This is a genomic window from Streptomyces sp. NPDC059080, assembly GCF_042739975.1.
Lineage (GTDB): Bacteria > Actinomycetota > Actinomycetes > Streptomycetales > Streptomycetaceae > Streptomyces > Streptomyces benahoarensis.
In genome coordinates this window covers 65,547-80,803 of the sequence record NZ_JBHYGX010000015.1, presented here as the reverse complement: position 1 = coordinate 80,803, position 15,257 = coordinate 65,547, and the positions used below count along the sequence as shown (strand labels likewise).

Below are 15,257 nucleotides of genomic sequence, written 5' to 3'. Positions count from 1 at the left end.
GGTGGATTAATTCGAACAGGTATTTCATTTGTGGGATGTGCTGGGCTTCTGCCGTCGCCAGCGGTTCAGCATGCCTTCGGGCGCCTCTTCCGCGGTCAGGGCGAATACCGCGTGGTCACGCCAGGCGCCGTCGATGTGCAGATAGCGCGGGCGCAGCCCCTCCTCGCGGAATCCGAGTTTCTCCACCACCCGGCGGCTGGGCGCGTTCTCGGGGCGAATGCACACCTCGATACGGTGCAGCCCCACGCTGCGGAAGCAGTGGTCGACGGCGAGCGCGACGGCGGTCGGAATGACGCCGCGGCCGGCGACCTCGCGGTCGACCCAGTAGCCGATATGGCCCGAGCACATCGAGCCCCAGGTGATCCCGGCAATGGTGAGCTGGCCGACCAGACGGCCCTGGTACTCGACGACGAACGGCAGCATCCGGCCCGCGTACGCCTCGGCCCGCAGATGGCGGACCATCTGACGGTAGGTCGGGCGGTGCGGTACGGGGATGCCGGGTGGGGGCGGCGGGACCGTCGCCTCCCAGGGGCGCAGCCAGTCGCGGTTACGGCGGTTGACCTCGCGCCAGGCGCGCTGGTCGCGCAGTTTTATCGGCCGGAGGATGACGTCGTTGTCCGTGAGGACGACCGGCCAGGGCGCGTTCAGTGGGTGCTCCGCGGGGGTCCGGGGTGGTCGCCGCCGCGGATCTGGTCGACGGCGTGCGGCAGGAGGCCGGCGAGGACGGCGAGGCCGTCGCGTACGCCGCCGGTCGAGCCGGGGAGGTTGACGATGAGGGTGGCACCGGCGACCCCGGCCAGACCGCGGGAGAGAGCCGCGGTGGGGACGGACTCGCGGCCCGCGGCGCGCAGCGCCTCCGGGATGCCGGGGATGTCGCGGTCAAGGACGGCGCGGGTGGCCTCGGGGGTGCGGTCGGTGGGCGAGATGCCGGTGCCGCCGGTGGTGACGACGGCGTCGTACCCGGCGGCGACGGCCTCGCGGAGGGCCTGTTCGACGGGGTCGCCGTCCGGGACGACGCGCGGGCCGTCGACCGTGAAGCCCATGGCCGTCAGCCCCTCGACGAGCAGCGGGCCGCCCTTGTCGGGGTAGACACCGGCGGCCGCACGGCGGGAAGCGGTGATGACGAGGGCGCGCGGGGCGGTCATCCGCGGCTCCAGTCGCCGGACTTGCCGCCGGTCTTCGTCTCGACCCGGACGTCGGAGATCACGGCCGCCTTGTCGACGGCCTTGACCATGTCGACGACGGTGAGCGCGGCGACGGACACCGCGGTGAGGGCCTCCATCTCGACGCCGGTGCGGTCGGTGGTGTGGACCGTGGCGGCGATCTCGACGGCGTCGTCGGCGACGGTGAGGTCGACGGTGACGCCCGAGACGGCGAGGGGGTGGCAGAGCGGGATCAGCTCCGGGGTGCGCTTGGCGCCCATGATCCCGGCGATGCGGGCGGTGGCCAGCGCATCGCCCTTGGGCAGGCCCTCGCCCCGGAGCAACGCGATGACCTGCGGCGACACCAGGACGCGGCCGGTGGCACGGGCGGTGCGGGCGGTGACGTCCTTGGCCGTGACGTCGACCATCCGGGCGGCGCCCGCCGCGTCGAGATGGGTGAGGTGTTGCTGGCCGCTGCTCATGGTTCTCCCGGTCCGCGCTGCCGCTTGTGCGACGACACGGTACCCCCGGGGCCCGGCGGCTACCCGAGCAGGAGGACCTCGACGCTGTCGCCCACCGCCACCTCGGTGGTGTCCTCGGGGACGACGATCAGGGCGTTGGCCTGGGCGAGCGCGCCGATGAGGTGGGATCCGGCGCCGCCGACGGGGGTGACCGTACCGGCGTCCCGGTCGTAGGAGCCGCGCAGGAACTGGCGGCGGCCCGCCGGGGAGCCGGTGACCGCCTCGGTGCACTCGGCGGGGACGGTGGCGCGGTGCACGTCGGGCAGGCCCATCAGCGTACGGATGGCGGGGCGGACGAACAGTTCGAAGGAGACGTACGCACTGACCGGGTTGCCGGGGAGGGCGAGCAGCGGGATGCGGTCGGGGCCCATCAGGCCGAAGCCCTGGGGCTTGCCGGGCTGCATGGCGAGCCTGCGGAACTCGACGGTGCCCTCCTCGGCGGAGAGGTCCGTGAGTGTCTCCTTGACCACGTCGTACGCGCCGACGCTGACGCCGCCGCTGGTGACCAGCAGGTCGGCGCGGATGAACTGGTCCTCCAGGGTGGCGCGGAGGGTGTCGGGGTCGTCGGCGACGGCGCCGACGCGGTAGGCGATGGCTCCGGCGTCCCGGGCGGCGGCGGTGAGCTGGAAGCTGTTGGAGTCGTGGATCTGGCCGGGGCCCAACGTCTCGCCGGGCTGGACCAGTTCGCTGCCGGTCGACAGGACGACGACGCGGGGACGGGGCCGGACCCGGACGGTGCCGCGGCCGATGGCGGCGAGCAGGGCGATCTGCGGTGGGCCGAGGACCGTACCGGCGCGCAGCGCGCGCTCCCCTGCGGTGACGTCGCTGCCCGCGGCGCGGATGTGGGCGCGGGCGGCGGCCGGGCGGTGCACCCGGACCTCACCGGAGGCGCCCGCGGGGGACGCGCCGCGGGCCGCCATGGAGTCGGCGGGCCCGCCGCCGCTGCCGCCGTCGGTCCACTCGACGGGAACGACGGCCTCGGCGCCGGGCGGGACGGGCGCGCCGGTCATGATGCGGGCGGCCTCGCCGGGGCCGACGGCGGGCAGCTCGCCGCTGCCCGCCGCGACGTCCCCGATGACGGTGAGGGTGGCAGGGAACTCCTCGGTGGCGCCCTCGACGTCGGCTACGCGGACCGCGTAGCCGTCCATGGAGCTGTTGTCGAACGGCGGGAGCGCGGCCGGGACGGTGACGTCCTCGACCAGGACGCACCCCTGGGCGTCGAGCAGGTGCAGCTCGATCGGGTCCAGGGGGCGGATCTTGGCGAGGACGTCGTCGAGATGGTCGGCCACCGACCAGACACGGTGCGGACGGCGGGTCGGGTCGGTGGTACCGCTCAAGGCCCTACAACTCCTCGGTGACGTAACTGCGCAGCCAGGTCCGGAACTCCGGGCCCAGGTCCTCACGTTCGCATGCCAGTCTGACAATGGCACGGAGGTAATCGCCTCGGTCGCCGGTGTCATAGCGGCGGCCCTTGAAGACGACGCCGTGCACCGGGCCGCCCAGGGACGGATCGGCGGCGAGCGTCTGGAGGGCGTCGGTGAGCTGGATCTCGCCGCCGCGGCCGGGGGCGGTCTCGCGCAGGACGTCGAAGACCGCCGGGTCGAGGACGTAGCGGCCGATGATGGCGAGGCGGGAGGGGGCCTGCTCCGCGTCGGGCTTCTCGACCAGGTCGGAGACGGCCACCACGTCGTCGTCGCCCGTGGGGATGGCGGCGGCGCAGCCGTAGAGGTGGATCTGGGCGGGGTCGACCTCCATGAGGGCGATGACGGAGCCGCCGTGCCGCTCCTGTATGTCGATCATGCGCTGGAGCAGCGGGTCGCGCGGGTCGATGAGGTCGTCGCCGAGGAGGACGGCGAAGGGCTGGTCGCCGACGTGCGGGGCGGCGCAGAGGATGGCGTGGCCGAGGCCCTTGGGGTCGCCCTGGCGGACGTAGTGCATGGTCGCCAGGTCACTGGACTCCTGGACCTTGCTGAGGCGGGACTCGTCGCCCTTGCGGTGCAGCGCCTCTTCCAGCTCGTAGTTGCGGTCGAAGTGGTCCTCCAGGGGCCGCTTGTTGCGGCCGGTCACCATGAGGACGTCGGAGAGCCCGGCGGCGGCCGCCTCCTCCACCACGTACTGGATGGCGGGCTTGTCGACGACCGGCAGCATCTCCTTGGGCGTGGCCTTCGTGGCGGGGAGAAAGCGGGTGCCGAGGCCGGCCGCCGGGATGACAGCCTTGCTGATCCGGGGGTGCGATGGGGTCATGCGCAGAACGATAACCGGCCCAAACGGAAGGATGATGAGTGTCCGGTGAATACTGCCTGAGAGCGGGAGCAAGGCCACACGGTGAGCGTGAATCACAGTAGGAAACAGAGGTTGCGGCGGCGTCTCCTGGAGGCGAGGAGCGCGTTGCCGTCCGGTGTCGCGGCGGTTTCGGGGGCCGAACTGGCCCGCCGGGCCCTGGAGCTGGTGGAGCTGGCGGGCGCCGGGACGGTCGCGGCGTACGTGTCGGTGGGGCGTGAGCCGTCCACCCGCGCGCTGCTGGAGCGGCTGCGCGGGGCGGGGACGCGGGTGCTGCTGCCGGTGCTGCTGCCCGACAACGATCTGGACTGGGCGGTGTACGAGGGCGCCGACCGCCTGGTGAAGGCGGGCCGCGGCCTGCTGGAACCGGCCGGTCCGCGGCTGGGCCCCGGGGCGGTGACGGAGGCGGACACGGTGCTGCTGCCCGGCCTCGCGGTGGACCGGCGCGGGATGCGACTCGGCCGCGGCGGCGGCTCGTACGACCGGGTGCTGGCCCGCCTGGAGCGGGCCGGTGCGCATCCTGCGACGGTGGTGCTGCTCCACGACGGCGAGGTGCTGGACGAGGTCCCGGCGGAGGCGCACGACCGGCCGGTGGACGCGGCGGTGACGCCGTCGGGAGTGTGGCGGTTCGCGTCGTAGGAGTGGGTAACGGGCTTCGATTTTCGGCCGTTGCACGTCGACCGAAAACGACCGCCCGGGCCGCGCCGCCCCGGCCGCCCGCGAAACGGCCCCGGCCCCCCTCCGCACGATGCGGGTGAGGGCCGGGGCCGTGAGCTCAGGGAACCGTCACGGCGTGAGCGTCAGCGTGTCCTTCGTGCTCTTCTTCACCGCGGCCTCGCCGAAGGACCAGGGGAGCAGTTCGCCCTTGGCCCACTTGTCGGTCTGGTCGTAGTAGTGGGCGTCGTAGGCGTGGCCGGAGGCGCCGGTGAGGTTGATCCAGCGGGACTTGTCGAGGTCGGCGAGGTTGACGACCATCCGCATGGACGGGACCCAGGTGACGCCGTAGCCGCCGGAGGCGTTCCAGCCGGTGGCGTTGACCGCCGCCTCGCCGCCGCCGACGTTCCACGGGCCGCGGTTGAAGAGCCCCTGGAGGAAGCCGGGGCCCTCGGTGCCCAGCGTCTGGTTCTTCAGGACCATCTGGTGCAGGCGGCCCCAGGTCCAGTTGTCGATGTTCTTGCCCAGCTTGGAGGTCAGCTCGTAGCGGGCGTCCTTCATGGCGTGCGCGAGGAGCTGGTCGCGGTTCTTGTCACCGGGGTGGCCGGGCAGGTCCTCGGTCTTCCACCAGGCGTTGGTGGGGTCGTCGAGGATCGCGCGGACCACCTCGTACCAGCGGTCGCCGCCGTCGGGCTGGGCCATGTCGGGGGCGCGCTCACCGCATTCGCGGACGAACTTGGCGAGGTCGTCGACGGGTCCGCTGTCCTCGGCCGGGCGGACGGTCAGGCACTGGCCCTTGACCCGCAGCTCCTTGGGCATCTTGTTGCCGAAAGCCAGCTTGAGGAGGTTGCGCCAGACGCCGTTGAAGTAGGCGGCGGCCGCGGAGTCCGGCTCCTGGGTGAAGTCCCAGCCGTCGAGGAGCTGCTGCGCCTCGCGGACGTACGGGTCGGAGATGTTGACCTTGGTGAGGTACGGCGTCAGGATCCGGGCGATCTGGCTGCTGTTGTCCTGCTGGAAGCTCTGCATGTCGTCCGTGGAGACCTTGCCGCCGTCCTTGGTCTTCGACTCGATGAGGTCGTTGATCCGCTGGCTGCGGGCGCCGTAGCCCCAGTCCTTGGTGAGGAGGTAGGGGTACTTCTTCTCGTCGACGACGGCCTGGTTGGCGGTGACGATGTAGCCGCGGGCGGGGTTGTACTCCCAGGGGAGCGCGGACTGCGGGATGACGCCGGTCCAGCGGTAGTCCGGGTCCCAGCCGGGGGCCGGGAGGGTGCCGTCGCCCTTGCCGCGGACGGGGATGCGGCCGGGGGCCTGGTAGCCGATGTTGCCCTTGGTGTCGGCGTAGATGAGGTTCTGCGAGGGGACCTCGAAGTCGGCGGCGGCCTTGCGGAAGCTCGTCCAGTCCTTGGCGCGGTTCAGCTCGAAGACGGCGTCCATGGAGGTGCCGGGGTCGAGTGCGGTCCAGCGCAGCGAGAGGGCGTAGCCGTCGCCGCGGTCGGGGGCGGCGTTGCCGACGGGGGCCCGTTTGCCGACGGTGGCCAGCTCACCGTCGCGGTCGGAGACTATGGGCCCGTTGTTGGTGGCGCGGACGGTGATCTCGCGGCTCGGCCCGCCGGCGACCTTGATGGTCTCCTTGCGGGTGACGAACGGGCGGCGACGGCCGTCGTAGAGGTAGCCGTCGGTGGCGACCTTCTCCAGGTAGAGGTCGGTGACGTCGGCGCCGAGGTTGGTCATGCCCCAGGAGACGTCCTGGTTGTGGCCGATGATCACGCCGGGCATGCCGGAGAAGGTGTAGCCCGCGACGTCGTAGGTGCACTTCGGCCCGGTGGTGCGGCAGTGCAGGCCCATCTGGTACCAGAGCGACGGCATCTGCGGGGCGAGGTGCGGGTCGTTGGCGAGCAGCGGCTTGCCGGTGGTGGTGTGGGCGCCGGAGACGACCCAGGAGTTGGAGCCGATGCCGTTGCCGTTCGGGCCGAGCAGCGCCGGGATCTTGTCCAGCGACGTGGAGAGCGCGGAGAGCCCGGACTGGAGGCCGTGGGCGGCGCCGGCGGGGGTGCCGTTCGAGGCGTTGCCGGTGCCGCTGCGCTTGGGGTCGAACTCCTTGGTGACGGGGTTGACCGCGCCGCCCGAGACGATCGGCTTGCTGCGCTGGTACGGGTAGGCCGGGTACAGCTCGGCGATCTGCTGCTGGCTGAAGCGGCTCGTCATCAGGGAGCGGTCGATCTCGTCCTGCATGTTGCCGCGCAGGTCCCAGGCCATGGCCTTGAGCCAGGCGATCGAGTCGACGGGCGTCCACTTCTCGGGCTTGTAGTCGTTCTGGAAGTCCAGCGCCGCGTACTCCAGGGAGAGCGCCGCGCCCTCGTGGTCCTTGAGGTAGGCGTTGACGCCCGCGGAGTACGCCTGGAGGTACTTCTTGGTGGCCGGCGACAGCTTGGTGTCGTACTCCTGCTGTGCGACGCGGTGCCACCCCAGGGTGCGCAGGAACGCGTCGGTGTCGACCTGGTCCTTGCCGAACATCTCGGAGAGGCGGCCGGCCGTCATGTGGCGGCGGACGTCCATCTCCCAGAAGCGGTCCTGCGCCTGGACGTAGCCCTGGGCGCGGAAGAGGTCCTCATCGGTGTCGGCGTAGATCTGGGGTATGCCGTGCGCGTCGCGGCGGACGTCGACGGGATCGGTCAGGCCCGCGAGCTTGAGCGACCCGGTGGTCTGCGGGAGCGACGCCCGCACGGTGTTCACCCCCCAGAAGGCGCCGAAGGCGATGCCCGCCACGAGCAGCAGCACGACCGCGACGGCGACGAGGCGGCCGCGCCGCCCCTTCTTCTTTTTGGGGGCTGGGCCGGTCTTGTTGGCGGGCATCTCTGTCCTTCGAGGGGCAGGGTGGGAGTGCTGGAGCAACCATAGGCGCACGGGTGGGGCGGCCCCTACGCGGAGTCATGACCAGCGCATCCGAGGTTCAAGTAATGGTAAATTGTTAGTCTCAGTAACTAGATACGGTAAGGATTACGCCCACGGAAAGGCCCCGGACCCGGCTCCGGACCGCGCGCGGAAGGACCAGCTCCTGACTGTCGACCATCTCAACCAACTCCTGCTGCTCTGCTCGCTCGTACTGCTCGTCGCGGTGGCCGCGGTACGGCTCTCCTCGCGCAGCGGGCTGCCCAGCCTGCTCATCTACCTCGGGATAGGCATCGCCCTGGGGCAGGACGGCCTGGGCGGCGTGGGCTTCAGCAACGCCGAGCTGACCCAACTGCTCGGCTACGCCGCCCTCGTCGTGATCCTGGCCGAGGGCGGTCTCGGGACGAAGTGGAAAGAGATCCGGCCCGCCCTGCCCCAGGCGGCACTGCTCTCCACACTCGGCGTCGCGGTGAGCGTGGGGGTCACCGCGGCGGGGGCGCACTATCTCGCCGGACTGGACTGGCGTCAGGCGCTGCTGGTCGGCGCGGTGGTGTCGTCGACGGACGCCGCCGCGGTCTTCTCCGTGCTGCGCTCGGTGCCGCTGCCGTCCCGTCTGACGGGCGTGCTGGAGGCCGAGTCCGGCTTCAACGACGCCCCGGTGGTCATCCTCGTCGTCGCCTTCTCGACCGCCGGGCCGGTCGAGCACTGGTACGTCCTGATCGGCGAGATCGCCCTGGAGCTGGCGATCGGCGCGGCCGTCGGACTGGCCGTCGGCTGGATCGGCGCGTACGGCATGCGGCATGTGGCGCTGCCCGCCTCGGGTCTGTACCCGATCGCCGTCATGGCCATCGCGGTCTCGGCGTACGCGGCGGGCGCGCTGGCGCACGGCTCGGGCTTCCTCGCCGTCTACCTGGCCGCGGTGATCCTCGGCAACGCCAAGCTGCCGCACTCCGCGGCGACCCGCGGCTTCGCCGAAGGGCTGGGCTGGATAGGCCAGATCGGCATGTTCGTCCTGCTCGGTCTGCTGGTGACGCCGCACAACCTCCTCGACGACATCGTGCCCGCGCTGCTGATCGGCCTGATCCTGACGGTCGTGGCCCGGCCGCTGTCGGTCTTCCTCGGGCTGTTGCCGTTCCGGGTGCCGTGGCGGGAGGAGGCGCTGCTGTCCTGGGCCGGGCTGCGCGGCGCGGTGCCCATCGTCCTCGCCACCATCCCGATGGTGGGCCAGGTGCCGGGCAGCGAACGCGTCTTCAACATCGTCTTCGTCCTCGTCGTGGTCTACACCCTCATCCAGGGCCCGACGCTGCCGTGGCTGGCGCGACGGCTGCGGCTGGGCGAGGGCGAAGAGGCGGCCGACCTCGGCATCGAGTCGGCCCCGCTGGAGCGGCTGCGCGGCCATCTGCTGTCCACCTCGATCGGCACCACCTCCCGGATGCACGGCGTCGAGGTCGGGGAGCTGCGGATGCCGTCCGGCGCCGCGGTCACGCTCGTCGTCCGCGACGGCGAGAGCTTCGTACCGGCGCCGACGACAGTGCTGCGGCGCGGCGACGAACTGCTGGTCGTCGCCACGGACCAGGTCCGCGACGCGGCGGAGAAGCGGCTTCAGGCCGTCTCCCTGGGCGGCAAGCTGGCCGGCTGGCTGGGCACCGTGGCGGAGGCGCCGGTGGAGGCGGTACGCCGTCACGGACGACGGAAGGCGCCCGCCACCGCCGGGCGCGGTACGGGCGGCAGGCGTCCGCACCGCGACCGCGACTGACGGATCAGTGGGCCGCCCCGGTGTGCGGCCCACCGGTGTATGGCCCACCGGTGTGCGGCGGCGCACCACCGATCCGAAGGGGAGCCCCGTGAAGCCCTGGCCGACCCCAGGGCTTCCCCCATACCGGCCTGTAGAATCCCCTCAGCACATCGACGACCCACTCTGCCTGACGCAGAGCTGGCGCGACCGCTCGGCGGCCGCGGCCCGGTGCGGGCCACGCGGTATCACTCGGTCCTGCGCGAGAGGACAGCTCTCGGCGCACCACCCGTGAGCACTCGCGGCCGTGCGCTACCAGGCAGCGGAAAGGCCCGGCCGTGGCATCCGCGGTCAAGGACTCCCATCCCGGATACGGACAACTGCTGCGCACCCCCGGTGCGTGGACCTTCTTGCTGCCCGGCTTCCTGGCCCGGCAGCCCTTCGCCATGCTCACGATCTCCATCGTGCTGCTGGTGGAGCACACCACCGGTTCGTACGGCACCGCCGGTACGGTCTCGGCGACGACCGGCGTGGCGATGGCGCTGTTCGCCCCGCAGAACGGCAAGCTCGCCGACCGGTTCGGGCAGCGCGCGGTGCTGGTGCCCGGCGTGCTGGTGCACGTCGCGGGCATCGCCGCCCTGATCACGCTGACCCTGTCCCACGCGCCCCTGTGGGCGCTGCTCGCCGTCGCGGTGCCCACGGGCGCCTCGGCACCGCAGGTCGGCCCGATGGTGCGGGCCCGCTGGGCGGCCCGGCTGGGCGGCAGTCCGCTGCTGCCGACGGCGGCGGCGTTCGAATCGGTCACCGACGAGTTCACCTTCGTCGTCGGTCCGGTGCTGGCCACGGCGTTGTGCACCGGCGTCCACCCGGCGGCCGGGCTGATCGCCGAGGCGGTGCTGACACTGGCCGGCGGGCTGCTCTTCGCGGCGCAGTGGCGCAGCCAGCCGCCGGTCCACCGGGGTCACCAGGAGGGCGCGCCCCGCGTCTCGGCGCTGTCGGTGTCCGGGGTGCAGGTGCTGATCGTGGCGTTCCTCGGCATCGGTGCGGTCTTCGGCGGCATGCAGGTCACGCTGACCGCGTTCACCCAGGACATCGGCCGCCCCGGCATCAACGGCGTCCTCTACGGCATCTTCGCGGCGGGCAACATGCTGGCCGGGGTCGCGTGCGGCGCCCTCGCCTGGAAGACCGGCCCGCACCGCCGCCTGCTCGTCGCGTACGGGCTGCTGGCGCTGGCGACCGTCCCCCTGTGGGCGGTGACGGCGGTGCCGTTGCTGGCGGCGAACGGGCTGGTCATCGGGTTGTGCATCGCCCCGGCGCTGATCACCGGCTACACGCTGGTGGAGTCGCTGGTCCCGGCGGGCGCCCGTACGGAGGCGTTCACCTGGCTGACCGGCGCGGTGGCGCTGGGCCAGGCCGCGGCGGCGACGTCGGCGGGCCGACTGGCCGACGCCTACGCGCCGAGCAGCGGCTTCCTGGTGCCGCTGGCCGGTACCGCGCTGGCGCTGGCGGTGCTACTGGCACTGCGCTCGCGGCTGCTGCCCCGGGGAACGAGCCGGGTGGGGACGCCGTCCGGGGCGCCCTCGGACGGCGCTGACGGGGACGCGGCGGGGCGTGGAGTCGGTCACCGTACGGCGGCCACAGTGGACTGACGGGCCGGAATACTGCACTATGGACCGTCGTTAGCACTCATCGAGTGAGAGTGCCAGGAGGAAGACAAGTGCCGACCTACCAGTACCAGTGCACCGAGTGCGGCCAGGGCCACGAGGCGGTGCAGAAGTTCACCGACGACGCGCTCACCGAGTGCCCCAGCTGCCAGGGACGCCTCAAGAAGGTGTTCTCCGCGGTCGGCATCGTCTTCAAGGGCTCCGGCTTCTACCGCAACGACAGCCGCGGCGCGTCGTCCAGCAGCAGCCCGGCGAAGTCCCCCTCCTCGACGAGCACGTCCGACTCCTCGTCGTCCGGCTCCGGCTCGGACACGAAGTCGTCGTCCACCTCGTCCTCGTCCTCGTCGACGAGCAGCACCTCGGGCCCGGCGAGCAGCAGCTCCGCCGCCTGATCACCGCTTTCCCGGACCCCCGCCGTCGCACCGACGGCGGGGGTCGTGCGTATGCGGGCACCCCGTAGGCTGGCCGGTATGGCTGACGCGGAGATTGGCGTCATCGGCGGATCGGGTTTCCACTCCTTCCTCGACGACGTGACCGAGATCACGGTGGACACCCCCTACGGGAGCCCCAGCGACTCCCTGTTCCTCGGCGAGGTGGCCGGGCGGCAGGTCGCCTTCCTCCCCCGGCACGGCCGCGGTCACCACCTTCCGCCGCACCGCATCAACTACCGCGCCAACCTGTGGGCGCTGCGCTCCGTCGGCGTCCGGCAGATCCTCGGCCCGTGCGCGGTGGGCGGCCTGCGGCCCGAGTACGGGCCGGGCACGCTGCTCGTTCCGGACCAGATCGTGGACCGCACCAAGAGCCGCGCCCAGACGTACTTCGACGGCGTCCCGCTCTCCGACGGCAGCATCCCGCGCGTCTTCCACCTGCCGTTCGCCGACCCGTACTGCCCCGCCGCCCGGACCGCCGCGCTGGCGGCGGCGCGCGGCCGGAGCTGGGACGCGGTGGACGGCGGCACGCTCGTGGTGATCGAGGGGCCGCGCTTCTCCAGCCGCGCCGAGTCCCGGTGGCACGCGGCGCAGGGCTGGTCGGTGGTCGGCATGACGGGCCACCCCGAGGCAGTACTCGCCCGCGAACTGGGCCTCTGCTACGCCTCGTTGACGCTGGTCACGGACCTGGACGCGGGCGCCGAGACAGGCGACGGCGTCTCCCACCACGATGTCCTCGAAGTCTTCGGGAAGAACGTCGGCCGCCTGCGCGAGGTCCTCTTCGACGCGGTCGGCGCCCTCCCGGCCACGAGTGAGCGGACCTGTGGTTGTGCGCAGGTGCATGACGGGTGGGAATTGGGGATCGAGCTGCCGTAGGAGGGCGGTCGAGGCCCGCGGCGGGGCTTGCGGGCCGGTACGTGGCCGGGCTGCGGGCCGGTAGGTGGCCGGGCTGCGGGCTTGTGAGTCGGTACGTGGCCGGGCTTGCGGGCCGGGTCCGGGGCCGCCTTCGGGGCGGGTCCCCCCTGCGGGTGGCGGGGTTGTCCACATCCGCCGGGGCCGTCCACAGGCCCGCACGCGCGGCGGGGAGAGCGGGCACGGTGGGTGCCGTCGGTCCCGTTCCCTCACCGCAGGCGGTGCTCACCATGCCTCACTCCCCGCTCCTCCCCTCCGCTCCGCACGCCACCCGTGCGGCCGTGCCTCCGGCGCCGCTGCCCGCGCCCGCCCCGTGTGAAGTGCCCCACTTCCCGCCGCTGCGGCTCGGTGGCGTACGGCGTCCGTGGCGCCGGGCCCTGGGGTGGCGGCTGACCGCGACCGGGCTCGCGATCACGGCCGCGGCATGGGCATGCGGGGAATTACCGGACGCGGGCCGGGCTCCGTCGGGTGCCGGATGTGCCGCCTCGGCGGCGCCGGAGGGGCGGTAGTCCATGACGCGAGATCGAGTGGCGTCCGCTTTCCGGCCACGCGAAACTTTTCCGGGCGGCGGGGTCGCTGCCTCATGCCGCCCGGAGCGCGCCCTATATTTCCCCGGCGCCCCGGATGTGATCCGTACTGACGCTCTGGCCGCTCACTGGTTCGTGTGGGGCGGCTGGACACCGCTGCCCCGCCCTGACGTAAGTTGCGGTGCTGTTTGTTGGTGCACCATCCGTAAAGCACATGGAGAGAGGCCGACTGGTGAGCGAGAGCAAGAGCGTCCTGCAGGGATTCAAGGACTTCCTGATGCGGGGCAACGTCATCGAACTCGCGGTGGCGGTGGTCGTCGGTGCGGCCTTCACCAACATCGTGAACGCGGTGGTGAAGGGCGTGATCAACCCGATCGTCGGCGCCTTCGGCTCGCAGAACCTCGACAACTACAAGACCTGCCTCACCACGTGCGTCGTCGACAAGAAGGGCGAGTTCACCGACGGCATCTACATCCTGTGGGGCTCGGTCCTCAGCGCGGTGCTGACGTTCCTGATCACCGCCGCGGTGGTCTACTTCCTCATGATCCTTCCGATGAACAAGTGGAAGGAGCGGGTGGACGCCCGCAAGCCGGTGGACGACACCTCGGCGGAGCCGACCGAGGTCGAGCTGCTGGCGGAGATCCGCGACGCCCTGATCGCGCAGCGCAACGGCTCCTCGTCGGTCTCGGGCGCCGTCGGAACGGTCATCACGCAGAAGTCACCGTCGTAGCGGAATCCCGCGGACGCATCGGACCGCTCCACCGCCTCGCTCAGAGGTGGTGGGGCGGTTTTTCGTCGAGGAAGCGCCGGAGGTCAGCGGAACTGTCGGCCGCGTCGCCGGTGGGACGCTCGCCCCAGCCGCGGTCCGAGTCGTCGTCGGAGCGGCGGGACAGCGGATCGTCGAAGAGCAACGCGGCCCGGGCGGCGCGGCGGCGGGCGGCGGCCCGCTCCTCTTCGGCATCCCGAGCCGACTGCTCCTCGTCGGAGCCCTGGGGCGTCTGGCCCTCGGCCCGCTTGTCCTGTGCCGGTCGGTCCTCGGGGTGGGCCGTCGAGGTCCTGGACGCGGCGTCGGGCGCGGGCGTACCGGCCGTGGCGGAGTCCGGCGACGCTGGTGCGGGCTGCGGGTCGCGGGGGCGGGCCGGGTCGTCGGATGCGGAGGTGGTGCTCACCTTCTCAGGGTACGACCGGCCCGGGCCCGGCCTTCGGGCAGCCGAGGCGGGGGCGGGAGCCGCGGGCGTTCCTGGGGCCGAGGCCCTGCCTGGGTACGGGTACGGGCCCGGGCCCGTACCCGTACCCGTATCCGGGAGAGTGGACGGGCCACGCGCACCCGGGCCGAGGCGCGCACCCGGGCCGAGGCGCGCGCCCGGGGATGCGTCGCCGGTGGGCGGGTCAGGACGGCGCGTCGGCCGTGACGAGCCAGGCCGCGTTGCGCAGGCGGACGGCGCCGTGTTCCTCGTAGGCCCGCAGCCGGTCGGTGAGTGCGGTGCGGGCGCGGGCGTCGGCGGCGGGGCCGGCCTGGCTCGTCCAGTGACGGCCGGGGCCGGAGCCCAGCAGGAAGTCCGCGGCGTCGTCGGCGTCCCGGCCCCAGGTGCCGTACGCCTCCACCCGCTCCGCCGCGACGCCGGTGAATCCGGCGGCGGTGAGCACCCCGCGGATCTCGTCGGGGCCGCCGAGCGAGAAGGCGCCGGGGGTGCCCGGGCGGCCGAAGTCGCCGAGCGGCAGCTGGTCGCGGAGGACCAGGACCGCCTGGAGCCATTCGTTGTCCGCGTCGGCCGCGCCGCAGACGAAGGCGAGCCGGCCGCCGGGGCGCAGCGCCCGGCGGAGGTGGGCGAACGCGCCCACCGGATCGGCGAAGAACATCACACCGAAGCGGCTGATCGCGACATCGAGCGCGCCGGGCGGGAAGGGGTGGGACTGCGCATCGCCCTGGACGAAGGTGACGTTGGCGGGACCGTCGCTCCGGGCGCTCTCCCGGGCCTTCTCCAGCATCGGTCCGGACAGGTCCAGGCCGGTGGCGTCTCCCCGGGGCGCCTGGCGGGCGGCGAGCCGGGTCGTGCAGCCGGAGCCGCAGCCGATGTCGAGGACCCGGTCGTCCGCGCGGATCGCCGCGGCGGTGAGCAGCGGCTCGGTGAAACCGGCGTTGGCCGCCTCCCAGCGGTCGCGGTGGGCGGCCCAGTGGGCACCCTCGTCGCCGTTCCAGACGCGCTGCTGCTCGGTGTTGACGATCGGTCCCATGCCGTTCCTCCTGCGGGATGCGGGCCGCTCCGCCCGGCCGGCCCGGGCCGCTCACGGCGGCGCCGGAAAGGGGGATGCGTTCCCCCAGTATGGGCGCGGCCGAGCGGACCGGCGCAGGAACCGGCCGGTGCCCGAGCGCCCGGATCCCGGCGCCCGCGCCGACGGGCTCGCCAACCACCCGTGCGGCAACGCGGGTTCACGATCCGGTGGAGGCACAGCGCAGACGGACATCGATGGGCGTACGGGCGCAAGGAACCGCGCGTCTGCGCCGAA

At 72.6% G+C, this 15,257-nt stretch carries 14 protein-coding genes; 6 read left to right on the top strand and 8 right to left on the bottom strand.

Annotated features, from left to right (window positions below; translation table 11 throughout):
• Positions 1-24 precede the first annotated feature (24 nt).
• From ACFWWQ_RS15055 to galU, 5 genes are read right to left on the bottom strand one after another with little or no spacing between them, the layout of a single operon-like run.
• Positions 25-648 (bottom strand): GNAT family N-acetyltransferase, encoded by a 624-nt coding sequence (locus ACFWWQ_RS15055; RefSeq protein WP_384595923.1) that lies wholly within the window; start codon positions 646-648, stop codon positions 25-27.
• Complete coding sequence (locus tag ACFWWQ_RS15050) at positions 645-1,145, bottom strand: molybdenum cofactor biosynthesis protein B (protein WP_384595775.1); 501 nt, start codon at positions 1,143-1,145, stop codon at positions 645-647. Before ACFWWQ_RS15050 ends, ACFWWQ_RS15055 begins: the two co-directional genes overlap by 4 nt.
• Positions 1,142-1,624 carry a cyclic pyranopterin monophosphate synthase MoaC gene (gene moaC / locus ACFWWQ_RS15045; RefSeq protein ID WP_384595772.1) on the bottom strand — a complete coding sequence of 161 codons (483 nt, stop codon included), beginning with the start codon at positions 1,622-1,624 and terminating at the stop codon, positions 1,142-1,144. Before moaC ends, ACFWWQ_RS15050 begins: the two co-directional genes overlap by 4 nt.
• Before the next feature lie 59 nt (positions 1,625-1,683).
• Positions 1,684-3,000 carry a gephyrin-like molybdotransferase Glp gene (gene glp, locus ACFWWQ_RS15040; RefSeq protein ID WP_384595769.1) on the bottom strand — a complete coding sequence of 439 codons (1,317 nt, stop codon included), beginning with the start codon at positions 2,998-3,000 and terminating at the stop codon, positions 1,684-1,686.
• 4 nt (positions 3,001-3,004) lie between these two features.
• A complete protein-coding gene (galU, locus tag ACFWWQ_RS15035; RefSeq protein WP_384595766.1) occupies positions 3,005-3,907 on the bottom strand; it encodes a UTP--glucose-1-phosphate uridylyltransferase GalU in 903 nt (300 codons plus the stop codon).
• A gap of 111 nt (positions 3,908-4,018) precedes the next feature.
• On the opposite strand from galU, the gene ACFWWQ_RS15030 reads away from it, so the two are divergent.
• Entirely contained in the window at positions 4,019-4,582 is a 564-nt protein-coding gene (locus ACFWWQ_RS15030; RefSeq protein WP_384595763.1) for a 5-formyltetrahydrofolate cyclo-ligase, read from the top strand.
• Positions 4,583-4,729: 147 nt separating this feature from the next.
• On the opposite strand, the gene ACFWWQ_RS15025 is transcribed toward ACFWWQ_RS15030, so the two are convergent.
• Complete coding sequence (locus ACFWWQ_RS15025) at positions 4,730-7,450, bottom strand: penicillin acylase family protein (RefSeq protein ID WP_384595760.1); 2,721 nt, start codon at positions 7,448-7,450, stop codon at positions 4,730-4,732.
• A 202-nt stretch (positions 7,451-7,652) separates the two neighbouring features.
• On the opposite strand from ACFWWQ_RS15025, the gene ACFWWQ_RS15020 reads away from it, so the two are divergent.
• The 5 genes from ACFWWQ_RS15020 (at position 7,653) to mscL (ending at position 13,479) form a co-directional block, all read left to right on the top strand.
• Positions 7,653-9,242: a potassium/proton antiporter gene (locus ACFWWQ_RS15020; RefSeq protein WP_384595920.1), complete on the top strand. Its 1,590-nt coding sequence runs from the start codon at positions 7,653-7,655 to the stop codon at positions 9,240-9,242.
• A 314-nt stretch (positions 9,243-9,556) separates the two neighbouring features.
• Positions 9,557-10,867 carry an MFS transporter gene (locus ACFWWQ_RS15015; RefSeq protein WP_384595757.1) on the top strand — a complete coding sequence of 437 codons (1,311 nt, stop codon included), beginning with the start codon at positions 9,557-9,559 and terminating at the stop codon, positions 10,865-10,867.
• A 68-nt stretch (positions 10,868-10,935) separates the two neighbouring features.
• The gene (locus ACFWWQ_RS15010; RefSeq protein ID WP_384595754.1) at positions 10,936-11,274 is read left to right on the top strand and encodes an FmdB family zinc ribbon protein; all 339 of its coding nucleotides are present in this window, start codon (positions 10,936-10,938) and stop codon (positions 11,272-11,274) included.
• Between the two features lie 78 nt (positions 11,275-11,352).
• A complete protein-coding gene (locus tag ACFWWQ_RS15005) occupies positions 11,353-12,186 on the top strand; it encodes an S-methyl-5'-thioadenosine phosphorylase (RefSeq protein ID WP_384595751.1) in 834 nt (277 codons plus the stop codon).
• A 795-nt stretch (positions 12,187-12,981) separates the two neighbouring features.
• The gene (gene mscL, locus ACFWWQ_RS15000) at positions 12,982-13,479 is read left to right on the top strand and encodes a large conductance mechanosensitive channel protein MscL (RefSeq protein WP_384595748.1); all 498 of its coding nucleotides are present in this window, start codon (positions 12,982-12,984) and stop codon (positions 13,477-13,479) included.
• A gap of 40 nt (positions 13,480-13,519) precedes the next feature.
• On the opposite strand, the gene ACFWWQ_RS14995 is transcribed toward mscL, so the two are convergent.
• Positions 13,520-13,918: a hypothetical protein gene (locus tag ACFWWQ_RS14995; protein ID WP_384595745.1), complete on the bottom strand. Its 399-nt coding sequence runs from the start codon at positions 13,916-13,918 to the stop codon at positions 13,520-13,522.
• 220 nt (positions 13,919-14,138) lie between these two features.
• The gene (locus ACFWWQ_RS14990) at positions 14,139-14,984 is read right to left on the bottom strand and encodes a class I SAM-dependent methyltransferase (protein WP_384595742.1); all 846 of its coding nucleotides are present in this window, start codon (positions 14,982-14,984) and stop codon (positions 14,139-14,141) included.
• Positions 14,985-15,257 lie beyond the last annotated feature (273 nt).